General features: G+C 57.1%; 20 protein-coding genes. 9 read left to right on the top strand and 11 right to left on the bottom strand.

The features are described 5' to 3' along the window. Window positions 1–116: 116 nt before the first annotated feature. The 8 genes from A2V21_306090 to A2V21_306055 all read right to left on the bottom strand — a co-directional run bounded on the left by A2V21_306090 (window position 117) and on the right by A2V21_306055 (window position 9,591). Window positions 117–476, bottom strand: coding sequence for a hypothetical protein (locus A2V21_306090; GenBank protein ID OIJ75075.1), 360 nt, complete (start codon window positions 474–476; stop codon window positions 117–119). Continuing rightward, window positions 448–906: a hypothetical protein gene (locus A2V21_306085; protein ID OIJ73872.1), complete on the bottom strand. Its 459-nt coding sequence runs from the start codon at window positions 904–906 to the stop codon at window positions 448–450. Before A2V21_306085 ends, A2V21_306090 begins: the two co-directional genes overlap by 29 nt. Beyond that, window positions 906–2,177, bottom strand: a complete 1,272-nt coding sequence (locus A2V21_306080) for a hypothetical protein (GenBank protein OIJ73871.1) — start codon at window positions 2,175–2,177, stop codon at window positions 906–908. Before A2V21_306080 ends, A2V21_306085 begins: the two co-directional genes overlap by 1 nt. A gap of 270 nt (window positions 2,178–2,447) precedes the next feature. Continuing rightward, the gene (locus A2V21_306075; protein ID OIJ73870.1) at window positions 2,448–3,464 is read right to left on the bottom strand and encodes a thiamine-phosphate kinase; all 1,017 of its coding nucleotides are present in this window, start codon (window positions 3,462–3,464) and stop codon (window positions 2,448–2,450) included. 6 nt (window positions 3,465–3,470) lie between these two features. Continuing rightward, entirely contained in the window at window positions 3,471–5,888 is a 2,418-nt protein-coding gene (locus A2V21_306070; GenBank protein OIJ73869.1) for an endopeptidase La, read from the bottom strand. Between the two features lie 20 nt (window positions 5,889–5,908). Further along, the gene (locus A2V21_306065) at window positions 5,909–6,358 is read right to left on the bottom strand and encodes a hypothetical protein (protein OIJ73868.1); all 450 of its coding nucleotides are present in this window, start codon (window positions 6,356–6,358) and stop codon (window positions 5,909–5,911) included. 15 nt (window positions 6,359–6,373) lie between these two features. Continuing rightward, the gene (locus tag A2V21_306060; GenBank protein ID OIJ73867.1) at window positions 6,374–7,234 is read right to left on the bottom strand and encodes a UTP--glucose-1-phosphate uridylyltransferase; all 861 of its coding nucleotides are present in this window, start codon (window positions 7,232–7,234) and stop codon (window positions 6,374–6,376) included. A gap of 179 nt (window positions 7,235–7,413) precedes the next feature. Beyond that, on the bottom strand, window positions 7,414–9,591 hold the full coding sequence (locus tag A2V21_306055) for a hypothetical protein (protein OIJ73866.1): 2,178 nt from the start codon (window positions 9,589–9,591) through the stop codon (window positions 7,414–7,416). 250 nt (window positions 9,592–9,841) lie between these two features. Here A2V21_306055 and A2V21_306050 point away from each other — a divergent pair, with 250 nt between their 5' ends. From A2V21_306050 to A2V21_306015, 8 genes are all read left to right on the top strand, one after another. Continuing rightward, window positions 9,842–11,296, top strand: coding sequence for a starch synthase (locus tag A2V21_306050; GenBank protein ID OIJ73865.1), 1,455 nt, complete (start codon window positions 9,842–9,844; stop codon window positions 11,294–11,296). Between the two features lie 116 nt (window positions 11,297–11,412). Further along, window positions 11,413–11,988, top strand: a complete 576-nt coding sequence (locus A2V21_306045; GenBank protein OIJ75074.1) for a hypothetical protein — start codon at window positions 11,413–11,415, stop codon at window positions 11,986–11,988. A 6-nt stretch (window positions 11,989–11,994) separates the two neighbouring features. Beyond that, entirely contained in the window at window positions 11,995–12,702 is a 708-nt protein-coding gene (locus A2V21_306040; protein OIJ73864.1) for a hypothetical protein, read from the top strand. A 260-nt stretch (window positions 12,703–12,962) separates the two neighbouring features. Beyond that, entirely contained in the window at window positions 12,963–13,694 is a 732-nt protein-coding gene (locus A2V21_306035; protein OIJ73863.1) for a hypothetical protein, read from the top strand. A 182-nt stretch (window positions 13,695–13,876) separates the two neighbouring features. Next, window positions 13,877–15,070 (top strand): ammonia channel protein, encoded by a 1,194-nt coding sequence (locus A2V21_306030; protein ID OIJ75073.1) that lies wholly within the window; start codon window positions 13,877–13,879, stop codon window positions 15,068–15,070. 117 nt (window positions 15,071–15,187) lie between these two features. Next, a complete protein-coding gene (locus A2V21_306025) occupies window positions 15,188–15,526 on the top strand; it encodes a transcriptional regulator (protein ID OIJ73862.1) in 339 nt (112 codons plus the stop codon). Window positions 15,527–15,553: 27 nt separating this feature from the next. After that, window positions 15,554–16,852, top strand: coding sequence for an ammonia channel protein (locus tag A2V21_306020; protein OIJ73861.1), 1,299 nt, complete (start codon window positions 15,554–15,556; stop codon window positions 16,850–16,852). A 104-nt stretch (window positions 16,853–16,956) separates the two neighbouring features. Continuing rightward, window positions 16,957–19,350, top strand: coding sequence for a nitrite reductase large subunit (locus A2V21_306015; GenBank protein ID OIJ73860.1), 2,394 nt, complete (start codon window positions 16,957–16,959; stop codon window positions 19,348–19,350). Window positions 19,351–19,422: 72 nt separating this feature from the next. On the opposite strand, the gene A2V21_306010 is transcribed toward A2V21_306015, so the two are convergent. From A2V21_306010 to A2V21_306000, 3 genes are read right to left on the bottom strand one after another with little or no spacing between them, the layout of a single operon-like run. Then, on the bottom strand, window positions 19,423–20,055 hold the full coding sequence (locus A2V21_306010) for a thiamine-phosphate diphosphorylase (protein OIJ73859.1): 633 nt from the start codon (window positions 20,053–20,055) through the stop codon (window positions 19,423–19,425). Beyond that, window positions 20,052–21,479 (bottom strand): two-component system response regulator, encoded by a 1,428-nt coding sequence (locus tag A2V21_306005; GenBank protein OIJ73858.1) that lies wholly within the window; start codon window positions 21,477–21,479, stop codon window positions 20,052–20,054. The genes A2V21_306010 and A2V21_306005 overlap by 4 nt, the downstream gene beginning before the upstream one ends. Beyond that, window positions 21,476–22,567 carry a hypothetical protein gene (locus A2V21_306000; protein ID OIJ73857.1) on the bottom strand — a complete coding sequence of 364 codons (1,092 nt, stop codon included), beginning with the start codon at window positions 22,565–22,567 and terminating at the stop codon, window positions 21,476–21,478. Before A2V21_306000 ends, A2V21_306005 begins: the two co-directional genes overlap by 4 nt. A 117-nt stretch (window positions 22,568–22,684) precedes the next feature. Between A2V21_306000 and A2V21_305995 the strand changes: the two genes are divergently transcribed. Further along, a complete protein-coding gene (locus A2V21_305995; GenBank protein ID OIJ73856.1) occupies window positions 22,685–23,092 on the top strand; it encodes a hypothetical protein in 408 nt (135 codons plus the stop codon). Window positions 23,093–23,220 lie beyond the last annotated feature (128 nt).

Below are 23,220 nucleotides of genomic sequence, written 5' to 3'. Positions count from 1 at the left end.
TCACTGCGGCGTACTCAAAAAAGTACGCCTCATTCCTCGCTCCCCGATTTAATTTGGGCCTCGCATATGGAGCTTTTTGAGCAGCCTGAACAAAATCTATTTTTTTTAGCAGCCTGTCAAATTATGCTCTTCAGGGTATTCAAGACCTTAGCCTCTGAGAGTGGCTTTATTATGTAGCCGGAGGCCCCGGACCTTACGGCCTCCTCGACTATCGGCTCATAGCCGAGAGAGGTGCACATGACGATCTTGAGCGGGAGGTTGAGGGCCGATATCTCCTTGGCGGCCTCAAGGCCGTTCTTTACGGGCATGACCACGTCGAGTATGACGAGGTCGGGCGCGAGGCCGCGGGCCAGCTCCAGTGCCTCTGCCCCGTTCGTCGCCTCTCCAACCACCTCGTAACCGGCCCTGCCGAGTATCTCCTTGAGCGCGGCCCTGAAAAACGCGGTATCATCTGCTATGAGGACTCTTTTTGCCATCATCCGCCGAAAGTATCCTTGTCGTCTCGTTGAAAAGAGCTGTCCAGTCTATGATGTCGATGGCGTTCTCGCTGTCGTATATCCTGCCGGAGGTAAAAAGGCCTCTTTCGCCGGTGACCTTGCCTGTCTCGGTATTCCAGTGAAAAGATATCTCTGAATCCCCTATGTCCACCCCGAGGGCGCGCCCTTTTTCCCTTAGTACTATGACCTTGTGCGCCGCTACGGGCCTGGCTGAAAAGTCGCCGAGCGCCCCGGCAAGCTCTATCACTGTGACCGGCTCGTTCCTGAAGGATATCATGCCTGTCACGAAGCCGGACCTGCCTGGCAGAAACGGCAGCTCTGCTACCTCTACCACCCCGGCCACCGTGGCGGTAGGGAGGGCGAACCTCCCGGCTTCAAGGGCTATTACGAGATAGTCTCCCTCATGCATCAGAGCGTAAACCTGGCCACAACGGCCTTAAGCTCCTTAGAGAGCGCCGAGAGCTTCTCGGAGGCCGCCATGGTCTCGCTTATGGCGGCACCGTGGCGCTCAACCGCCGTCTCCACGCGTTCCGTAGAAGAGAGGTTCTCGCGCGCTATGTTGGCCACCTGTTCTATTATATCGACCGTCTTCCCGGCCTTTTCCTTCTGCTTGTGGGTAAGCCCGAGGATTAAGTTGGCCTTCTCCGCCACATCGGCGGTGTAGTTGGTTATGTCAACGAGTATCTCGCGGATCTTCCGCAAGTCGTCCCTGCCGCCCTTCAGGTTGGAGGTGCCCTCGCTCGCCGATGAGACGACGCGCTCGACCTCCATGCGGAGCTGCTTTACGATAAGCGAGACGTCTTCAACGCTATTGTTGGTGTTGTCGGCGAAGCGCCTTACCTCTTCGGCTACAAGGGCGAAGCCCCTGCCGTGCTCTCCCGCCTTGGAGGCCTCTATGGTGGCGTTCAAGGCCAGCAGGTCGGTCTGGCGCGATATGTGTGTTATGACGTCGAGTATCTTCGGTATGTCGCCGATCTTCTCCTTCAACCGTATGGCGGCGGACTCTGTGTTCTCTATACCGTTAAATATGGTCTCCATCTTCTCCATCGCCGAGGTGGCTGCCATCGCGCCGCGCTGGACCATCGTGTTGACCTTCTGTGAGGCGTTGGCGCTCTCCGTCACCTTGCCGGCGACGTCGTCAGCGAGCTCTGCCATCGCCTTCACGGTCGAGGAGGCGTCACCGACGTGATTGGCCTGCTCTATCGCGCCGTCGAAGATGGCGGAGGTCCCGGAGATGACCTCCTTCGAGGTCTCATGCCCTTTGGCCACGACCGACGAGAAGGATTCCTGCGCCTCGGAGAGCTCCCCTGCGGTGGACCTTATCTGTTCGACAAGGGCCCTCAAGCTCGCAGACATGAGAGAGACGGCCTCGGCGAGGTCTGCCATCTCATCCTTCACGAGCCTTGGCTGGCCATCTTCCAGGTCGCCCGAGCCGGTGAGGTCGCCCTTGCTTATCTTCCGGGCCATATTGGTGATGCGGTTGAAGTGCCTTGTGAAGCTCCGGGTGAAGACAGAGCCAAGGATGAGGCCTATGAGTATTGCGATGAGAAAACTTAGCGGCTGTTTCATCCACTCGGCTACATCGAGCTTCTCGACGAGGCCCGGCACAAAGGCCGCGGCAGCGACGACCGCGATAAAGCCGAGTATGAACTTATAGCCGATAGGTACTTTTATGCCCACTGAGCGCCTTTCGTTTTTAAACGATGGTTATTATAATTCTCTTTTAAATCCAATGTCAATCGACAGTTGGCCCGGTTCATGGACCGCATTTTGTTATTTCGACGCTCAAGATGAATAACTTTAGCAGTGTGTTGAAAAACAGACTGCTAAGCAATCCAGGGACAGGATGTTGAAAAAGTCCTGGACGGACTTTTTCAACATCCTGTTAGATTGAAAAGACCCCCTGTTCGCAAAGGGTCGTCAGGCCGGGGCGTGACGGGTGAGACAGGTTTAAAAATGCTCGAAGCCCAGCCTCTTAAGCACAAAGGGGCTGCCGTCCTCGCCGATGACCGTTACGGTCCTCCTGGCTCTCCCCGAGAGTATCTTTCCGATGGGCGTAAACGGTAGAGAGAGCTTTCTGGACAGGGCAGAAAGCCTTGGGATATTCTCTTCAGGTGAGGTGAAAAGGAGCTCATAGTCCTCTCCGCCGGTAAGGGCGAAGTCCAATCTGGGCGATCTGCCCGTCTTCTCCCCGTACCTCTTCAACTCCTCGGAAATAGGGATGGAGCTTAAATAAACGGCAGCGGCCTTCCTGCTCTCCAGGCAGAGCCTCTTCAAGTCGAGGGCCAGTCCGTCGCTTATGTCCATCATGGCGGTTGCAAGGCGGGACTCGGCCAGCGCCCTTCCGGCCTTGAGGCGCGGCTCCGGGTCGAGGTGTCTTGCTACAGAGCCCTTGTACGGCCCGCGCTTTAACGACCCTGGGCCGTGATCGCCAAGCACCTTAAGGCCTAAGGCAGAAGAGCCGAGCGTCCCGGTCACAAAGATGACGTCGCCTGAGCGCGCCCCCTTCCTGTAGACGATCTCGTCTTCGGCCGCCTCGCCGAAGACGGTCGTCGATACCATGATGCCGTCAGGGGTCCTTGCGGTATTCCCGCCGGCAAGGCGGCAGCCCCACCTGCTGGAAACATCCGCGAGCCCCCTGTAGAGCTCGTCCAGGAATTTTTTCCCGATATCAGGCGGCAGGGCGATGGAGACGAGAAAGAAAAGGGGAGAGCCGCCCATGGCGGCGATATCCGATAGCGAAACCGATAGGGATTTCTTCCCGAGAAGGTAGGCGGGCGTATAGTCCCGCCTGAAATGCGTGCCCTCGACGAGGATGTCGGTCGTGGCGAGAAGGGCCCTGCCCCCTGCCTGCGCGGTAACGCTGGTATCGTCGCCGATACCCTTTAACAGGCGGGGGTGCCTCGACTTGAATCTTTCGGCAAGGCCCTTTATGAACGCGTCTTCGCCGAGCTTTTTAAGAGGCATGCATCTTCAGGGCCTCGCGTGCTTGCGCCCGGAAGGTTTGATCTTTCTTGGGCTTATCTTCCGGCCCCCCGGCACCTTGTGCTTCTTGAATATTACCTTCAGTACATCGTCCATGTGCTTGACGAAGGTGAAGTTGAGTTTCTTCCTTATGTCCTTCGGTATGTCCTCGATATCCTTCTTGTTGCGCTCCGGGATGATGATATTTGTTATCTTGGCCCGGAGGGCCGCCAGGCACTTTTCCTTTATGCCGCCGACCGGGAGCACCCTGCCGCGTAGCGTGATCTCGCCCGTCATCGCTATGTCCTTGTCTATCGGGGTCTGCGTGAGGGCGGAGATGAGCGCGGTGGCCATGGTTATACCTGCCGAGGGGCCGTCCTTGGGGATGGCGCCGGACGGGACATGGATATGGATGTCGAGGTCTTTATAGAAATCAGGTTTGAGCTTGAACATGTCGGCCCTTGACCTCGCGTAGGAGAGGGCGGCATGCGCGCTCTCTTTCATGACGTCGCCCAGGTGGCCGGTAAGCGTAAGCTGCCCCTTGCCGTTCATTATGGTGGCTTCTATGTAGAGTATCTCGCCTCCGACCGGGGTCCAGGCAAGCCCTGTAGCCACTCCGACCTCGTCGAACTCCTGCTCGCTCTCCGGGATAAACTTGGGGATGCCCAGGAACTCCTGTACCATACGCGGGGTGATGACCGTCTGCGACTGCCTGCCTGAGGCTACCTTCTTGGCGACCTTGCGGCAGATGGACGCTATCTCGCGCTCGAGGTTCCGGAGCCCGGCCTCTCTTGTGTACTGGGAGATGATCTTCTTTATCGCGACGTCTGGGAAGGTTATGAGCTTTTTCGCGAGCCCGTGCTCCTTTATCTGCCTGGGCACGATGAACTTGCGCGCTATCTCGAGCTTCTCCTCCTCGGTGTAGCCGGGCAGGTTGAGTAGCTCCATCCTGTCCAGCAGAGGCTCCGGTATCGGGTCGGTCATGTTGGCCGTTGTTATGAACATCACCTTCGAGAGGTCGAAGGGGATGTTCAGGTAATGGTCGCTGAAGGCGTAGTTCTGCTCCGGGTCGAGTACCTCGAGGAGCGCCGAGGAGGGGTCCCCCCTGAAGTCCATCCCGATCTTGTCTATCTCGTCCATCATGAAGACGGGGTTATTGGTCCCCGCCTGCTTTATGCCCTGTATTATACGCCCGGGGAGCGCCCCGACGTATGTGCGCCTGTGCCCCCGTATCTCGGCCTCGTCCTTTATGCCGCCGAGGGAAATCCTGACGAAGTTCCTCCCCATGGCCTTGGCTATGGAGCGGCCGAGCGAGGTCTTGCCCACGCCAGGGGGGCCGACAAAGCAGAGTATCGGCCCCTTGGTCTTGGGCTGGAGCTTTCTTACGGCGAGGTATTCGAGTATCCGTTCCTTCACCTTCTCAAGGTTGTAGTGGTCGGTGTCGAGCACCTTCCGGGCCTTTTCTATATCGAGGGTGTCCTTGGTCTGCTTTGCCCACGGAAGGTCGACGAGCCATTCGAGATAGGTGCGGATGAGCGCTGCTTCCGCCGCGTCCGGGTGCATCATCTCGAGCCTGTCGAGCTGCTTGATGGCCTCCTTGTCGACGTCCTGCGGCATCTTCGCCTTCTTAAGCTTGTCCCTGAGCTCTTCAAGCTCTTCGGAGGGCTCCTCTATGTCGCCGAGCTCGTTCTTTATAGCCCTCATCTGCTCGCGCAGGTAATACTCCCGCTGGCTCTTGTCCATCTCCTCTTTGGCCTGGGACTGAATCTTCACCTGCATCTGGGCGACCTGGAGCTCCTTGACAAGGTACTCGTTCACCTTCTCGAGCCTCTTTACCGGGTCGAGCGTTTCAAGGACCGACTGCCCCTCGTCTATCTTGAGCCCAAGGTTGGCGGCGACAAGGTCGGCCATCCTGCCCGGGTCCACGATATTGTCCAGGACCATCATTACTTCCTGGAATACGACCTTGCCAAGGGAGGAGAGCTTTTCGAGCTGCTCCCTCACGGTCCTCATGAGGGCCTCCACCTCGAGCGAAAGCTCTATTACCGGCGGCTCTTTTATCTTGTCTATCGCTACCGAGTAGTGGGGCCTGGTCTGGGCGAAGCTCGCGATATTGCCCCTGCTCAGGCCCTGGACGAGTATCTTCACCCTGCCGTCCGGGAGCTTCAGCATCCTCATTATCATGCAGACGGTGCCTGACGTGTACAGGTCTTCCGGCTCCGGGTCTTCCTTGGTTATGTCCTTCTGCGTGGCCGTGAAGACAAGCCTGTCCTTTGTAAGGGCCGCGTCCACGGCGTTTATCGAGCGCTCGCGCCCCACGAAAAGGGGGACTATCATGAACGGGAATATGACTACATCCCTTACCGGCAGGAGCGGCAGTACGTCCGGTATCTCCAGCTGCTCCTCTTCTCTTCTCTCTTCTGCCATTTAGGTTCAGTTCTCCTCTTTCAAATGGATTCTATCGGCACCTTTTTGGTCGAGTTACGCTTGTCCTGAACCCTCGGGAGCGTAATCGTAAGGATGCCTTCCCTGTAGCTGGCTCTTACCTTTGCCGTGTCTACCGGGTATGGCAGGTCAAGGGACCTGAACAGCCTGCCGAATGACCGTTCCATGCATACGTAGTTTATCTTGTCCTCTTCAAAGCACTCGAACTTTACCGCCTTTATGGTGAGGGTGTCCTTTGAAAGGCTTATGTCGATGTCCTCTTTTCTTACCCCGGGGAGCTCGACCTCTACGATCAGCTCGTCCGGCGTGGAGAACATGTCAAGGGTCGGGATATGGGTAATGGGCTCTGGTGAAAGGAGCCCCGTGGCGTCATCCGCGCACTCGAAGAGAAATTCGTTCAGGTGCTCGACCCTGACCGCTGTTTTGGGTGGCTTCCTGGATATCTTCGCCATATTTTCAGCGTCCCCTTAGAACTTGAGGTCTCTTAAAAACTTCTTGAAATCGGCCTTGAGCTCCGGCCGCTTAAGCGCAAGTGAGACGTTTGCCTTGAGGAAGCCCAGCTTGTCCCCGGCGTCATACCTTGTCCCTTCGAACTCGATGGCGTATATTTCCTGCGTGCGCACAAGTATCCTGAGCGCGTCAGTGAGCTGTATCTCCCCGCCTTTGCCAGGCTTCGTCTCCTCAAGGGCGCTGAAGATGCCCGGGGTAAGGATATACCTGCCTATTATAGCAAGGTTTGAGGGGGGCTTGCCCTGCGGCTTTTCAACAAGGTCCATGACCCTGTATATGCCGGGGCCGATCTTTTTCCCCTTTATCACGCCGTAGAGGTGGGCCTGGCTCCTCGGTACCGTCTGTACCGCGAGGATAGAGGTGCCGAACCTCTTGTAGGCCTCGATCATCTGCTTCATGACCGGGGTCTTTGAGACAATTATATCGTCCCCCAGGAAAACGGCAAATGGCTCGTTATTGATAAGGTTCCTGGTTATGCCTATGGCATGGCCCAGCCCAAGGGGCTTTTTCTGCCTCGTGTAGGCGAAATGGACCAGGCCGGAGACCGCCTCTATCATCTTAAGGAGCTCTGTCTTGCCCCTTTCCTGAAGGAGTTTTTCAAGCTCGAACGAGGTGTCGAAATGGTCTTCGATCGCCGTCTTGCCCATTCCGGTCACGATGATTATCTCTGAGAGGCCCGATGACTTGGCCTCTTCGACCCCGTACTGGATGAGCGGCTTGTCAACGAGCGGGAGCATCTCCTTCGGGATAGCCTTGGTGGCGGGCAGGAACCTGGTCCCGAAGCCCGCGGCAGGGAAAACCGCTTTTTTGATCTTCATCTCGCACCTTCTTAAAACGCCCGGACCACACCTGAAAAACGCTGAGAGTGGAAGACTATACGGGTGTTTTTAAAAAATATTATAACGCCTTTCCGGGTAGCATTGTGGAAGAATGCAGAGCTAAAGTGAGCCAATGAGGGATGATAATAACTTTTTCCCAATAAGTCAAGTAAGTGGGGTCAGGATTGTGGGGTTAGGTTTGCGTACTTTACGGCGAGCTTTTTAATGCCGGAGTTCTTGAAGTTGACGGTGACCTTTACATCAGCCCCGGCCCCGCTCCGCTCCTTTATGATGCCGACCCCGAAGCTCGGGTGAGATACCTTCATGCCGACCCTCCACGCGAGGGTCTCTTCTCCGGTGTGGCAGGGGAGGTCGTCCTCAGGGGAGCAGTACTCCTCCACGGGGGCGGTAAAGACGCCCCTGGCGGGAGAGCTCTCCTGGTTTAAAAACTTGATATGGCCTGAGGATATTTCGTCGATGAACCTTGAGCGGGCCTGGTACCTCGTCTCTCCGTAAAGCGACCTTGCGGCGGCGGAGAAGAGATAGAGCTCTTCCTTTGCCCTTGTCATGCCGACGTAACAGAGGCGCCTCTCCTCTTCCATCTGCTCAGGGTCGTCAGAGCTCCTTGAGTGCGGGAATATGCCCTCTTCCATGCCGGCGAGGAAGACCACCCTGAACTCAAGCCCCTTGGCCGAGTGGAGCGTCATGAGGGTGAGCCTGTCGGCCTTATCCTCGTAGTTGTCGAGGTCGCTTATGAGCGCTACCTGGTCGAGGAAGTCGGATAAGCTCGTGCCGGGGTTGGCGGTCTCGAAGTCCTTTATGGCGGAGACGAGCTCAAAGAGGTTCTCGGTCCTTTCAGCCGCCTCGTCGGTAGCCTCCTCCTGCCACATCATCATGTAGCCGGAGTCCTCGAGGAGCCTCAGACAAAGTTCGTGGAGGGTGAGTTTTTCCATGTCGACATTGAAACTGTCGTACGCTTCGAGAAACTGGCGCGTCTTTGTCTTGGCGAGCCGCCCCCTGTCCTGGGCTTCTCTCAACGCCTCCAGCAGCGGGATGCTCATCTCCTTGCTTATAGACAGGACCTTGTCGAGCGTTGCCTTCCCGATGCCCCTGGCGGGCCTGTTGATTATCCTCTGGAGGCTTATCGAGTCGTTGGGGTTCGATATGATCCTTAAGTAGGCGAGGGCGTCCTTTATCTCCATCCTGTCGTAGAACCTGGTGCCGCCGACTATCGTATAAGGCACGCCTTCGCGTATGAAAAGTTCTTCAAATACCCTGGACTGGGCGTTGGTCCTGTAGAATACGGCGCAGTCCCTGTAGGCAAGCGTCCTGTCGTCGTCCATGCGGGCCTTGAGGCGTGAGAGGACCTTGCGCCCCTCGTCGTACTCGTCCCTTGCCTGCTCATGGACGAGCGGGTGGCCTTCCATGTTCTCGGTCCACAGGGTCTTTTCCATGCGACGCGAGTTCCGTTCTATCACCGAGTTGGCGGCAGAAAGTATGTTCCTCGTCGAGCGGTAGTTCTGCTCAAGGCGCAGTACCGTGGCGTCGGGGTAGTCCTTCTCGAAATCGAGGATGTTGGAGATGTCCGCGCCGCGCCATGCGTATATCGACTGGTCGGGGTCGCCGACGGCCAGCAGGTTCCGGGAGCCGCCTGCCAGGAGGCCGGTGAGCATGTACTGGGCCTTGTTCGTGTCCTGGTACTCGTCGACGAGTATGTACTGGAACTGCTCTCTATAGGAGTCCAGTATGCGCTGGTGCTGGCGAAGGAGGTTTATGGGTTCGCAGATGAGGTCGCCGAAGTCGAGGCAGCCCATCTCGCGGAGCTTCTTCTGGTAGAGGTTGTAGACCTTTGATACGCGCTCCGAGAAGAAATCGTTCACGCGGGCGGTATACTCGGCCGGGCCGATATTGTCGTTCTTGGCCTGGTTTATGCGGGCGAGCACCGCCTTCGGGGGGAGGACCTTTTCATTGAGGTTGAGTTCGCTCAAGACCTGCTTTATGAGGGCGAGCTGGTCGTCGTCGCTGTAGACGGTAAGATCACCCTTAAGGCCGCTTGCCCTCGATTCCCTCCTGAGGAGCCTCAAGCCCAGCGAATGGAATGTGCCGAGCCAGACCGATTTCGCGTTCTCGCCTATCGTGCGGTAGAGCCGCTCCCTCATCTCACCGGCGGCCTTGTTGGTGAAGGTCACGGCCAGTACGCCCTCAGGCACTATCCCTTTATTGAGGACAAGATAGGCTATCCTGGAGGTAAGGACGCGGGTCTTGCCGCTTCCGGCCCCGGCAAGGATCAAAAGCGGCCCGTCGCCGAAGGTGACGGCCTCGGCCTGTGTAGGGTTTAAGGATCTTAGATATGGCATCGTGTTATTGTAGCCCTCTTTTCTATAAGGGGCTACGGGGGATTATGGTCGAATTCCAGAATAATCTCCCCATGCCCCTCTTTTAAAAAGAGGGGAAAGAAGCATCGATTTTTATACTCATTCAAATTAACACAAAGGGCAGGGGAGTGGCAATGGGAAGAAGATCTCTGTCGGCGAATGAGTTCGGCGCATGTGTTTTATTTCAACCGCCACTTGAAACCCTTTCATTTTTCTGCTAAGTTTTCTTCTTATGGCGCTTAACGTTGTCATAGCGGCCCCTGAGGCCGCGCCGTTTGCCAAGACCGGCGGCCTTGCGGACGTAAGCGGGTCTCTCCCGGCCGCATTGAAGCAGATGGGCTGCGAGGTCCACCTTTTCATGCCATATTACAGGGAGATTGCAGGCAAACACCTTGAGGTCGAAAAGACCCTCGAAGTGCCCGTCAACATGGGAAGGAGGATAATAAACGCCGAGGTCCTCCTTGCCGACCATCAGGGCGTGAGCGTCCACTTCATAAAAAGGGATGAGTTCTTCGACAGGTCGTACCTCTATGGCACCCCTGAAGGGGATTACTTCGACAACCTCGAAAGGTACGCCTTCTTCTCAAGGGCCGTCCTTGAGGTAATAAAGGCGCTTGATCTCAAGCCCGACATCATCCACTGCAACGACTGGCAGACAGGCCTCATACCCGCGTATCTCAATGACATCTACAGGGGCGACCCCGCTTTTTCGAAAACAGCGACTGTCTTTACCGTCCATAATATAGCCTATCAGGGGCAGTTCCCCGCCAATCTTTACGACATTACCGGCCTCGGATATTACATGCTGAACCCGGAGGGGCTCGAGTTCTGGGGCAACCTTAGCCTCCTTAAGGCCGGTATAGTCTTCTCTGAGGCTATAACGACCGTAAGCAAAGGCTACAGCCTTGAGATACAGACCCCTGAGTACGGCTACGGCCTCGAAGGGGTATTGAGCAAACGCAAGGATGACCTCTTCGGCATACTGAACGGGGTCGATTATACGGAATGGGACCCGGCGACAGACACCGCCATACCGGAGAACTATTCGACAGAAGACCTCAAGGGCAAATCGGCCTGCAGAAAAAAGCTCCTGAAGGATTTCGGTCTTAAGGTCAAGGCCAGGACGCCTCTTATAGGCATGATAACCAGGCTTGCCGACCAGAAGGGCATAGATATACTCGCCGAGGCGATGCCAGAGCTTATGAAGATGGATCTCGCGCTGGTCATCCTCGGCTCAGGCGACAGGAGATACCAGGACCTCCTTGCCGGCCTGGCCAGGTCTTACCCCGAGAAGCTTTCGGTGAAGGTCGCCTTCAACGGCCACCTCTCTCACCTGGTTGAGGCCGGGGCCGATATCTTCCTCATGCCTTCGAGGTACGAGCCATGCGGGTTGAACCAGATATATAGCCTCAAGTACGGCACCGTGCCGGTCGTGCGCGCAACAGGCGGACTTGACGATACCGTAACGGATTATTCCGAAGGCAACGGGACAGGCTTTAAATTCAAGGAGTATTCGGCTCCTGCGCTCGTTCAAAAGGTAGCCGAGGCGCTAAAGCTCTTCGGCAACAAGAAGGCGTGGAAAGGGCTACAAGAGAAGGGTATGAAAGAGAATTTTTCATGGGATGACGCCGCCAGCAGGTACATCGAGGTCTACATGGCTGCCAAGGCCAGGTTGCACAAATCTTAATCACTTTAGCCTCAAAAACGTCCACTTTTCCCGCGCCTCATCCAACCGACTGTCCATAAAGACCTGTTAGATCAATAAAAAACCTGATGGCATCTAATTTGCTTTCTACCTCAGGCATGAAAAAGATAGCCATCATAGATGATAACGACACAGAGAGACTTATCCTCAGGGGTTTTATAGAGGATGCCGGCTTCGCGATCGTCGCGGAGGGCACAAACGGCATGGAAGCCCTTGAGATATGCAGGCTTAAGGACCCGGACCTCATTATAATGGACGTCAAGATGCCTGTTAAGGACGGCATAGAGGCAGCTTTCGAAATAAGCCACAGCTTCCCCAAGCCCATCGTCCTCCTTACGGGGAGCGACGACGAGGAGACCGTAAGGAGGGCGGCAGAGGCCGGGGTCATGGCATACCTCATGAAGCCTCTGAGGGCCGAGGAGCTCATCCCTGCGGTAGAGCTTGCCATATCAAGGTTCAGGGAGTTTCAGGCCCTTCGCAGGGAGAACGAAGACCTCAAAAAGACGCTTGAGACCAGAAAGGTCGTGGAGAAGGCGAAGGGTCTTCTCATGGAGAAGGAAGGCTTGAGCGAAAGCGAGGCCTTCGCGAGGATAAGAAAGATAAGCATGGACAAGAGAAAGAGCATGTCTGAGATAGCCGAAGTGCTTATAATGGCCCTTGAAAAGGGAAGGTAAAAGACTATGCCGAGAGCGCTTGTAATAAGACATGTCAGGCATGAAGGGCTTGGGACGATAAAAAGGCCCCTTGAGAAGGACTTCATGGTCGAGTACTTCGATATGTTCAAAGGGGCGGTCCTGCCTTCAAGGATAGACGGGTATGACGCGCTCATCGTGATGGGCGGGCCGATGGGGGTCTACGAGGAAGACAAATATCCGTTCATAAAAGACGAGCTGCGGCTCATCGAGTCTGCCTTGAAGGAGAGGGTGCCGACCCTCGGCATCTGCCTGGGCTCTCAGCTTCTGGCAAAGGCGGCTGGCGCTGATGTTTACAAGGGCAAGGCGAAGGAGATAGGCTGGTACAAGGTCGCCCTCGAAGATGAAGGGATAGGCGACAGGCTCTTTATCGGCTTCCCTGAAGAGTTCACGGTCTTCCAGTGGCATGGCGACACCTTCGACGTGCCCCCTGGGGCGGTAAGGCTCGCGTCATCAGAGTTTTTCCCGAACCAGGTCATAAAGGTCGGCCCCGCGGCCTATGGCGTCCAGTTCCATCTCGAGGTCACAGAAGAGATGATAAGGGACTGGATAGGCGTCAACGGCGAAGAGCTCTCCGGACTTAAAGGCAAGATAGACCCTCAAGAGATACTCAAGAAGGTCCCGGAGAATATCGAGGGGCTCCACAGGCTGGCAAGCCCGTTTGTGGCGAGGTTCCTGAGAATGGCTGAAAAATAGGGCAGCGGTGATTATTGTTTTTGCAGGGGCGGGTTCAGGACCGGCCGCAAATCGATAAAAAGCAAGGAATTCAGGGCGCCTCGGCTTTGGCACCGAAGTTGCTTAATTCAAGATAACTATTCAGGTGGTTACAACGACGTAGCCGTAAATCCAAAAAAACTGTAGGCAATGGCGCCTATCCGCAAGGGGGCGCCTTATTCCCCCTGGTGAAAAGAAGCGTTCCAGAGAAACTTCATAAAAAGCAGGAGGGAAAAAAAGCTATGAAAAAGCAACTTATCAAAGGTTTTTACGCGGCAGCGGCAGCTGTGCTGCTGAGCGCTGGAGGGGCCCTCGCTACACCTTCAACGCACATCTGGGCGCCTTCGACAGATGTGCAGGCCTACGGGGTATTCCACCTGACAAGCGATATCTATGTGGCAACGAATGGCAACGACACTCCGACTATCACGAACCTGGGGCTCACTACAGGGATACTTCCAACGGAAAAGCTTGGCCTTGAGGTCGGATTCGACCACATCGAGGGCAACAATCCCCTCTTCTTTAACGCCAAGGCCGGCATACCGGAGGGGGCCTTCGGCGAGTTCTTCCCCGCGCTTGCAGTTGGCGGGTACGGCTTCGGCACGAAATCAGGCGTAACCGACCAGAACATAATCTACGCGAAGGCGGCGAAGACCTTAGGCAACTTCGGCAGGGTATCTGCCGGGGCCTATACCGGCAACGACGAGGTCCTGCTCAACGGGAACGGCGAGGCGGATGAACAGGGCGTTATGCTCGCGTGGGAAAGGGTCATGAGCGAGATATCCGAGAACCTGTGGCTTTGCGTCGACTACATGAGCGGCGATAGCTCGTTTGGCGCTCTCTCCTACGGCTTCTCCTGGAAGTTCGCGCCGAACACCAGCGTCATCTTCGCCTACGTCGACCAGAACGACAGCGCGTTCCAGGACTCTGTCACCGTGCAGGTGGACATAGACTTCGACGTCTTCAATAAGTAGACGCAGTAAATACAATTAAATACGCTGAGGCCGGCAAAGACGCCCGCTGCCCGCGAGGGGGCCTTAAAAGATCAAAGGAGATCAGGAGGACGATGTTTATGAGGACGTTTCTGTACGCGGGGGCGCTTTTTCTGGCGTTCCTGGGGTTTGAGGGGAGCTCTCTTGCGGCGGATGCCGCTGAGATAGACAAGGCGGACACCGCCTGGCTGATGGTCTCAACGGCTATGGTAATGTTCATGATACCGGGGCTCGCGATATTCTACGCCGGCATGGCGAGAAAGAAGAACGTGCTCTCGACCATCATGCAGAGCTTCTTCATACTCTGCCTCATAACCGTCCAATGGGTCCTCCTGGGATATACGCTCTCTTTCGGCCCGGATACTGGCGGGTTCATAGGCGGACTTGACTTTACGGCCCTGTCTGGCGTAGGCATAGAGCCGAAGGGGACGATACCGCACCTCCTCTTCATGGTCTTCCAGGGCATGTTCGCGGCCATAACGGTCGCGCTCATAACAGGGGCCGTGGCGGAGAGGATCAAGTTCTCGGCGGTAGTCCTCTTTAGCATCCTCTGGGCGTTTCTTGTATACGACCCGCTCGCCCACTGGGTCTGGGGCGGGGGGTGGCTTCAGTCGCTCGGCGTCCTTGACTTCGCGGGCGGCATGGTAGTCCACATGAGCTCCGGCATCTCCGCCCTCGTTGCCGCGATATATGTCGGCAGACGTAAGGGTTGGCCGAGGGAGCTGATGCCGCCGCATAACCTGACGCTTACTGTCATAGGCATGGGCATACTCTGGTTCGGCTGGTTCGGCTTCAACGCCGGGAGCGCCCTCGCGGCAGACGGAGTGGCGGTAAACGCTTTCGTCACCACGAATACCGCCGCGGCGGTAGGCACGCTCGTCTGGGCTTTCATAGAATGGGCGCACAGGGGCAAGCCCACGATGCTTGGGGCCATGTCGGGTACGGTCGCCGGGCTTGGTTCGATAACTCCGGCAGCCGGTTTCGTAACGCCCCAGGCGGCTATTCTGATAGGGGTAGTCGCGGCGGGCCTCTGCTACATAGCCGTGACTATCATGAAGATCAGGCTCAAGTATGACGACACCCTCGACGTCTTCGGCATCCACGGCGTTGCAGGCACATGGGGGACTCTGGCAACAGGCCTTCTCGCCTCGGTCGGCGCAACAGGGCTTATCCACGGGAACCCGGCGCTCCTCATGAGCCAGGTTATCGGCGCGGGCGTAACGGTCCTTGTCTCGGTCGTGGGGACGCTGGTCATACTAAAGGTGGTCGACCTCGTCGTGGGCCTCAGGGTATCGAACGAGGAGGAGATACAGGGGCTTGATCTCACTCAGCACGAAGAGAGCGGCTACAACTTCTAAAATCAATTAAACCGGCACAAGGCTGTGCCGGGATGAAAAGGCAAAGGCGCCTTTGCGGACGGCAGCAGCAGTCTGCGGGGCGCCTTTTCGTTTTTTAATAACGCGGGAGGTCAAGCTATGAAGAAGGTCGAGGCGATAATCAAGCCACACAAGCTGGACGACGTTAAAAAGGCGCTCGGCGATCTCAACGTCCAGGGTATGACGGTATCCGAGGTCAAGGGCTTCGGGAGGCAGAAGGGGCATTCAGAGTTCTACAGGGGCGCCGAGTACACCCTCGACTTCCTCCCCAAGATAAAGGTGGAGATAGTCACCGCCGATGAGCTTACGCCAAAGGTGGTCGAGGCGATCATGGCCGCCGCGAAGACCGGCAAGATAGGCGACGGCAAGATATTCATATCGAATATAGAGGACGGCATCAGGATAAGGACTGGCGAGCACGGAAGCGACGCCCTGTAATCACAAACAGGATTGAGGAGGAAGGAAATGAAGACGATGATCTGGGCTCTTGTAATGCTCTTTTTAATGCCGCTTACGGCCCTGGCCGACGGGCCGCCGCCAATTGACACGGGGGATACCTCATGGGTGCTCATCTCCACCGCGTTCGTGCTCCTTATGACCGCGCCGGGCCTCGCCCTTTTCTACTCCGGCATGGTGAGGAGAAAAAACGTGCTCGGTACCATAATGCAGTCCTTCGCGGTCCTTTGCATCATAAGCATACAGTGGGTGCTCTGGGGCTATAGCCTCGCCTTCGGCCCCGATATCGGCGGGCTCATAGGCTCGCTCGACTGGGCCGGCCTCGCAGGTGTAGGCGCTGATCCGAACACCGACTACGCAGCGACCATACCGCACCAGGCCTTCATGATATTCCAGATGATGTTCGCGGTAATAACGCCTGCGCTCATCGCCGGCGCCTTTGCCGAGAGGATGAAGTTCTCGGCCTTCATCATATTCACCCTCCTGTGGACAACCCTGGTCTACGACCCGCTCGCCCACTGGGTATGGGGCGTTGGCGGATGGCTCCGCGCTCTCGGCGCCCTCGACTTCGCTGGCGGAACAGTCGTCCACATAAGCTCCGGTGTCGCGGCCCTGGCTGCCGCGCTTGCGATGGGGAAGAGGAAGGGGTACAAGACAGAGCTTATGATGCCGCACAACCTGCCGCTCACCTTGATCGGTGCAGGGCTTCTCTGGTTCGGGTGGTTCGGCTTCAACGCCGGGAGCGCCCTCGGGGCGAACGGCCTTGCGGCCTCGGCATTCCTGGTGACAAACACCGCTGCCGCCGCCGCGGCGCTGGCCTGGATGGCGGCTGAGTGGCTTCACAGGGGCAAGCCGACGCTCCTTGGCCTTGCCTCAGGGATTGTAGCCGGGCTGGTGGCGATAACGCCTGCCGCGGGTTTTGTCGGGCCGATGCCGTCCATATTCCTCGGAGCGGCTGCAGGCGTTATCTGCTATATAGCGGTAACATACATAAAGCCGCTCCTTGGCTATGACGACTCGCTCGACGCCTTCGGCATACACGGCGTAGGCGGCATCTGGGGCGCTATAGCGACCGGACTTTTCGCATCCACCGCTATAAACTCCGCGGGCGCCGACGGGCTCTTCTACGGCGGGACTCTCCTCGTAAAGCAGCTGATAGCCGTAGGCGCGAGCGTCGGATACGCGTTCGTGGCTACCTTTGTGCTCTTAAAGCTCATCGACTGGACCGTTGGTCTGAGGGTCTCAAGCGAAGATGAGGTGCAGGGTCTTGATATCACACAGCATAGCGAGAGCGGATATTCTCTTTGACCGTCAGGCCGCTCTAAAAGCGGCCTGACAAAAAGCCGGTAAACGGGTTCCAAGGCAAAGGCGCCGCTACCGCGGCGCCTTTTGCGTTTTCAGGAGGCATGCAAATGGAAAGAAAAGGGAGACAGCGCATCGTCGTTGTAGGCAACGGGATGGCCGCGAACGCCTTTGTAGAAGAGCTCATCAAGGCCGGCCCCGAGAAGTACAGCCTTACGGTATTCGGGAAAGAGGCCCATACGGGCTACAACAGGGTATTGCTCTCCCAGGTGCTTACCGGTGAAAAAAAGCCCGGCGACCTCGTCATGCACCCCCCTGAATGGTACAAGGAGCGCGGGATAGAGGTGCACGCTTCAAAAGAGGTAGTCGCGATAAACAGGGGGAGCCGCAAGGTCGTGACAGGCTGCGGCCTTGAGGCAGGCTACGACAAGCTCGTCCTTGCCGCGGGCTCTCTTCCGATCAGGCCGGATATGGAAGGAAGCGGCCTTGAAGGCGTGGTCACGTTCAGGGACCTCGCCGACTGCGACAGGATAACCGCCCTCGCTGCCTCCGGCGGCAGGGCCGTGGTCGTGGGCGGCGGTCTCCTGGGGCTTGAGGCGGCATGGGCGCTTAAGACCCTCGGCATGGAGGTCACGGTCGTACATATAATGGACAGGCTCATGGAGAGGCAGCTTGACGAGCGGGCCGCCATGCTCTTGAAGGAATCAATCGAAGAGATGGGCATAGGCGTGCTCCTTAAAAAAGAGGCTGCCGCCTTTGAGGGCTCCGGGAGGGTCGAGAAGATAAGGTTCAAGGACGGCTCCGAGATAGACGCGGGCCTCGTCGTCATATCCATAGGCATACGCCCCAACACGGAGCTTGCCAGGGCTTCGGGGCTTTATTGCGAGAGGGGCGTAGTGGTGAGCGACACCATGCAGACTTTCGACCCGAGCGTATACTCGATAGGCGAATGCGTACAGCACAGGGGGCTGACCTTCGGACTGGCGGCCCCCATATTCGAGCAGGCGAGGGTGGCGGCAAACCAGCTCGCCGGGGACGGCAGGAGGTCCTTCAAGAACTCCCCCGTCTCTGCAAGGCTCAAGGTGCATGGCATAGACCTTTACTCGGCGGGGGACGCCTGCGGTGGGGACGATTCCATCGAGTACTTCGACAGGAAGTCCAGGGTCTACAAGAAAGTGGTCATGGAAGACGGCAGGGTGAAGGGGATCGTCCTTTTCGGGGACAGCTCCCGCGGCCCGTCGCTCTTCGGTTTTCTCACCTCGGGCGCTGATGTGACTCACAGGAGGGGTGAGCTTCTGGAAGGGGAGCGCAAAGAGGGCAAGGCGGTAGAGGTGCTCTCTGACGACGCGCCGGTTTGCGGATGCAAGGGCATAACAAAGGGCATGATAGTGGCGGCGATAAGGTCCAAGGGGCTCTTCACGAGAGAGGACGTGAAGAGGGAGACGGGGGCCTCGTCTTCGTGCGGCGGGTGCGCCCCGCTGGTGGACAGGGTGCTCGAAGAGACCCTTGGGGCGGATTTTCAGTCAGCGGCCTCCGCAGCCATGTGCGCATGCACGAGATATACAAGGGACGACGTCATCCGAAACATCAGGGAGAAGGGGCTCAGGTCGGTCAGCGAAGTCATGGAAACGCTCGGATGGGAGGGGGTCGGGTGCGAGAAGTGCAGGCCGGCGCTCAACTACTATGTCCTGCTAGCGTGGCCGGGGAAGGCGGCTGACGACCTTACCTCAAGGCTTATAAACGAGCGGGCCCACGCCAACATCCAGAAGGACGGCACCTTCTCCGTTGTGCCGAGGATGTACGGCGGGGTAACAACGCCAGCGGACCTTAAAAAGATCGCGGAGGTGGCAGAGAGGCACAGGGTTCCGCTCGTCAAGCTCACCGGAGGGCAGAGGATCGCCCTCTTCGGGGTCCCCAGGGAGGAATTGAAGGAAATATGGAGCGAGCTCGACATGCCTTCAGGACACGCCTATGCTAAGGCCGTAAGGACCGTCAAGACATGCGTGGGCGAGAGTTTTTGCAGGTATGGCACACAGGACTCGATGGGCCTTGGAGTCGAGATCGAGAAGAGGATAGCAGGCATACCGATGCCCGCGAAGGTGAAGCTCGGCGTGAGCGGCTGCCCGAGGAACTGCGCGGAGAGCGGCGTCAAGGACATCGGCGTCGTTGGCGTGGCCAGCGGCTGGGAGGTATACGCGGGCGGATGCGGAGGCATAGAGCTGAGGGCTGCCGATAAGCTCGGGGCTTATAAGACAGGAGAAGAGGCGATAGAGGCGCTATCGGCCCTGCTGCAGCATTACAGGGAAGACGCCAGTTACGGCGAGAGGACCTTCAAGTGGATAGCCCGCAGGGGCATCGAGAATATAAGGAAAGAGGCCCTCGACGACCCGGAGAGAATAAAGGAGCTTTGCGCCAGGCTGGATGAAGCGGCAGGCGCGGTCACGGACCCGTGGAATGGCGAGGGGAGGATGCCCCTCAGAAAAATGGCCCAGGGGGCTGTATAGCAGGCATGGAATAAGTCCATCTGCCTTGTTGGCTTCAGAAGCCGGCTACTACGGCGTACCTTTCAGGCCCTGTCAGCCCTTCTCAATAATAGCGGCTATGGCTGAGGTCTTCTCTCTTATATCCGTGGCGAGGAGTATATCCGAGATGATGGCTATTGACGAGGCCCCGGCCCTGAGGACCGAAAGGGCCGTGGCCTCGGTAATGCCGCCGATGGCGACCACCGGGACCCCTATGCTTGAGGCGATCTTGTGGAGCGCTTCAAGCCCCTTGGGGGTGTCCGCGTCACCTTTGGTCCTGGTCGGGAATATAGGGCCGAATGAGATGTAATCCGCCCCTTCCGCCGCGGCCCTCTTCGCTTCTTCCATATTGTGTGTCGATACGCCTATTATTGAGGACGGCAGGAGCCTGCGCGCTTCTTTCAACGGGATGTCGTCCTGCCCGAGGTGTACTCCTTGAGCCCCTGACAGCATGGCTATATCTATCCGGTCGTTTACGATGAACAGAGCGTTTTCAGGAAGCGCCTTCCTGGCCTCCTGCGCCGCCTTGAGGAGTATGGCGCCTGGCGTGCCCTTAGCCCTAAGCTGTATTATCTTCGCCCCGCCCTCGGCTAGCGACCCGGCGTACTCCCCGGCCAGCTCCAGGGGCGCGTACGTGGAATCTATTATGGCGTAGAGGCCTTTTATAAAGGGTGTTTTGTCCCTCAATCCTTGAGCTTCCCGATGTTTATGTTCAAATCCCTTATCTTTTTCCTGAGCGTATTTCTGTTGATCCCGAGCATATCGGCGGCCTGCACCTGGTTGCCCCTGGTCTTCTCGAGCACGAGCTTTATAAGCGGCCTTTCCATGAAAGGCATTATGAAGTCGTAGAGCTCCTGCCTTGAGCGGTGGTCTGTCTTGTCTATGAATGGCTTGAGCCTTGCCGCTATGATCTCCTCAAGGGACTCGCGCTTGCCCACTGAGAGCGGCAGGTTGAGGTCCTGCGGCGTTATCGTGACGTTCGGCGACATGAGCACCGAGCGCCTTACGGTATTCTCAAGCTCCCTTACGTTGCCGGGCCACTGATAGGCTTCGAGCGCCTCTGTTGCAGCGGGTGAAAAGGATTTTGGCCCTGAGTTGAACTCTGTTCTGAACCTGTCGAGGAAAAATTCGGCAAGGACCCCGACGTCCCCCTTCCTGTCCCTTAACGGCGGGAGGGTGAGGGTAATGCCGTTCAGCCTGAAGAGGAGGTCATCCCTGAACCTCTTCTCCGCGACCGCCTTGTCGAGGTCCTGGTTTGTCGCGGCGACTATGCGGACGTCGACCTTTATGGGCTCCCTTCCGCCAACCCTGTAGAACTCCTTTTCCTGTATGGCGCGGAGCAACCTCGATTGCAGGTCGAGGCTCATGTCGCCCACCTCGTCAAGGAAGAGGGTCCCGCCGTCCGCAAGCTCGAACTTGCCTTTCTTGCCCTCTACAGCGCCCGTGAAGGCCCCCTTCTCAAAGCCGAAGAGCTCGCTCTCCATCAGGTCTTTCGGGACGGCGGCCGAGTTCACGGCGACAAAGGGGCCATCGGCCCTTGAGCTGTTCATGTGGATGAGCCTGGAGAGGAGTTCCTTCCCTGTGCCGCTCTCTCCGAGCACAAGGACGGTCACGTCCTTTGCAGCCACCTTCCCGGCCTTTTTGAAGACCTCTTCAACGGCCTTGCTCTTGCCGATGAAGGTAGTATCGTGCTCAAGGCGTTCCTTCATGCGCTCCTTCAAGGCCGAGACCTTGCCCTTGAGCTTGAGGTTCTCTATGGCGCGCTCGATTATTATCTCAAGCTCGCTTACATCGAAGGGCTTTGTGACATAATCGAAGGCCCCGAGCTTCATAGCTTCGAGGGTGTTCTTCATGCTCGATTCAGCGGTCATTATGATGAACGTGGCCGGGTTGGCGGCCTCCCTGGCGTCGGTGAGGAGCTTAAGCCCGTCCCTGCCCGGCATGTTTATGTCGAGTATGGCAAGGCTTACGGGTTGAGCGGAGAGGGCCTTCCAGGCCTCTTCTCCGTCAGAGGCCTTTACCACGTCAAGCCCCTTTCCCTTAAGGAGTTTCTCAAGGACCCAGAGTATGCTCTCGTCATCGTCGGCTATAAGTACACTTGTATCGCTCATGATTGCCCCCTGTCGGCGACCGGGAGATAGACTATCACGGAAGTGCCCTTCCCGGGCTCGGAGTCGATCTTCAAAAGGCCCCCATGCTCCTTTATAATCTTAAGGGTTATCGCCATGCCGAGGCCGCTGCCCCTGGGCTTGGTCGTAAAAAACGGAGTGAATATCTTCTCCAGGTCCTCCGGGGCTATCCCGCAGCCGTTGTCCTTTACCTCTACCGATACCATTCTGCCCGGACAGCCGCCCTCGACAAGGTGGAACTCGGTGGCGGCCCTTGTGTTGATATGTATGGTCCCGTCCACTGTAATGGCCTCTTTCGCGTTCTTGACCAGGTTGAGGAAGACCTGCTTAAGCTGCCCCTCGTCCCCTGACACAGGCGGGATGCTCGGATCATAGCCTCTTACGAAGGGCGCTTGTTCGCCCCCTTCCTGAAGGAGCATCAGTACGGAATCGAGCACCTTGTGTATGTTGACCGGTTTCTTGTTGAGCCTGGCGGGCCTCGTGAAATCGAGCATGTCGTTGAGGATGATGTTGAGGCGGTCGGCCTCCTTCATTATGACTTCCGTGTATTCGGAGAGGGCCGGCTCTTTTATCTTCCTTGCGAGGAGCTGGGCCGCGCCTCTCATGCCGCTCAGAGGGTTTTTGATCTCGTGCGCGAGGTTCGCGGCGAAGGTCCCTATGTAGGCGAGCCTTTCTTTACGGAGGGAGCCGGCCTCAAGGGACTTTATGCCGGAGAGGTCTTTTATAAGCGCCGCCGCCCCGGCGAGGTTGCCCGCCGGGTCAAGCACCTGGCTTGTGGTTATGCCTATGGGTATGGTGTCTCCGGTTATCCTCCTGAAAAGCTTCTCCTCGTATTCGGCAAAGAGGCGCCCTTCGGTGAGGGTCTTCCTGAGCATCTCGATTATCCGCGGATTGCGCCCCAGATATCCCTCGATGGGTTTGCCCAGCACAAGGGAGCGGGAGACCTCGGCCATCTTCTCCGCCGACTGGTTGAAGACGCAGACCCGCATCTCCGTATCGACGGCTATTACCCCCTCGGCGAGGCTTTCGAGGATATCCTCAAATGAAAGCTGGTTTTTTGCTTGTCCCATGGTCTGCCTAAATATTAGGCATGGTAACAGTACTCCATGATAAAGGCAATGGAAAAACAGGAGGATAAGTTGAGCAGGCAACAATAATCTTGTTTTTGTCATGCCGGTGAAAGCATAATGGCTTTCATGCGCGAGATGTCAGCAGGGATGATCATAAGGGACAAGAAGCTACTCCTTGTCCATAACGTGAAGCATGGACTGAGGGTCGAGCCTCCCGGGGGCAAGAAAGACGTGGATGAGGGGTGGGAGGAATCTGTCATGCGTGAGATAAGGGAGGAGCTTGGGATAGAGGTCCGCGTTACAGGACTCTTCGGCGAGTACAGGACCCATTCCCCTGAGGGCTTGTTTTTGGTAAGGATGTATTATTGCGAAATGATCTCCGGCGAGCCGAGGGTGATGGAGCCGGAGAAGATCCCGACGTTTGGCTGGTATTCGATAGATGAGATAAAGGGGCTTTGCGGCAACGGCACGCTCGTGCCCAATATGCGCCAGGCCATCCCTGAGCTTGAGAAACTCCTCGCCTGATTCCAGGCTGCTGAAAACTTTTTATTGTCATTCCGAGCGTAGCGAAGAATCCGCGGGTAGTGGTGTCCAGAAGTTACGAGATTCTTCGTCGCGCATTACGCTCCTCACAATGACAACTTAAGCCCTTC

This window comes from Deltaproteobacteria bacterium GWC2_55_46 (assembly GCA_001595385.3).
Classification (GTDB): Bacteria; Desulfobacterota; GWC2-55-46; order GWC2-55-46; family GWC2-55-46; genus UBA5799.
Note: the sequence above shows the minus strand (reverse complement) of the source record. Positions and strands in the feature narration are given on the sequence as shown.

Bases quoted from the DNA above. Each gene is read 5' to 3' on its own strand.
- A2V21_306090 (OIJ75075.1), bottom strand. From the start codon at position 476: ATGGCAAAAAGAGTCCTCATAGCAGATGATACCGCGTTTTTCAGGGCC.
- A2V21_306085 (OIJ73872.1), bottom strand. From the start codon at position 906: ATGCATGAGGGAGACTATCTCGTAATAGCCCTTGAAGCCGGGAGGTTC.
- A2V21_306075 (OIJ73870.1), bottom strand. From the start codon at position 3,464: ATGCCTCTTAAAAAGCTCGGCGAAGACGCGTTCATAAAGGGCCTTGCC.
- A2V21_306070 (OIJ73869.1), bottom strand. From the start codon at position 5,888: ATGGCAGAAGAGAGAAGAGAAGAGGAGCAGCTGGAGATACCGGACGTA.
- A2V21_306065 (OIJ73868.1), bottom strand. From the start codon at position 6,358: ATGGCGAAGATATCCAGGAAGCCACCCAAAACAGCGGTCAGGGTCGAG.
- A2V21_306060 (OIJ73867.1), bottom strand. From the start codon at position 7,234: ATGAAGATCAAAAAAGCGGTTTTCCCTGCCGCGGGCTTCGGGACCAGG.
- A2V21_306055 (OIJ73866.1), bottom strand. From the start codon at position 9,591: ATGCCATATCTAAGATCCTTAAACCCTACACAGGCCGAGGCCGTCACC.
- A2V21_306050 (OIJ73865.1), top strand. From the start codon at position 9,842: ATGGCGCTTAACGTTGTCATAGCGGCCCCTGAGGCCGCGCCGTTTGCC.
- A2V21_306045 (OIJ75074.1), top strand. From the start codon at position 11,413: ATGAAAAAGATAGCCATCATAGATGATAACGACACAGAGAGACTTATC.
- A2V21_306040 (OIJ73864.1), top strand. From the start codon at position 11,995: ATGCCGAGAGCGCTTGTAATAAGACATGTCAGGCATGAAGGGCTTGGG.
- A2V21_306035 (OIJ73863.1), top strand. From the start codon at position 12,963: ATGAAAAAGCAACTTATCAAAGGTTTTTACGCGGCAGCGGCAGCTGTG.
- A2V21_306025 (OIJ73862.1), top strand. From the start codon at position 15,188: ATGAAGAAGGTCGAGGCGATAATCAAGCCACACAAGCTGGACGACGTT.
- A2V21_306020 (OIJ73861.1), top strand. From the start codon at position 15,554: ATGAAGACGATGATCTGGGCTCTTGTAATGCTCTTTTTAATGCCGCTT.
- A2V21_306015 (OIJ73860.1), top strand. From the start codon at position 16,957: ATGGAAAGAAAAGGGAGACAGCGCATCGTCGTTGTAGGCAACGGGATG.
- A2V21_306005 (OIJ73858.1), bottom strand. From the start codon at position 21,479: ATGAGCGATACAAGTGTACTTATAGCCGACGATGACGAGAGCATACTC.
- A2V21_306000 (OIJ73857.1), bottom strand. From the start codon at position 22,567: ATGGGACAAGCAAAAAACCAGCTTTCATTTGAGGATATCCTCGAAAGC.
- A2V21_305995 (OIJ73856.1), top strand. From the start codon at position 22,685: ATGGCTTTCATGCGCGAGATGTCAGCAGGGATGATCATAAGGGACAAG.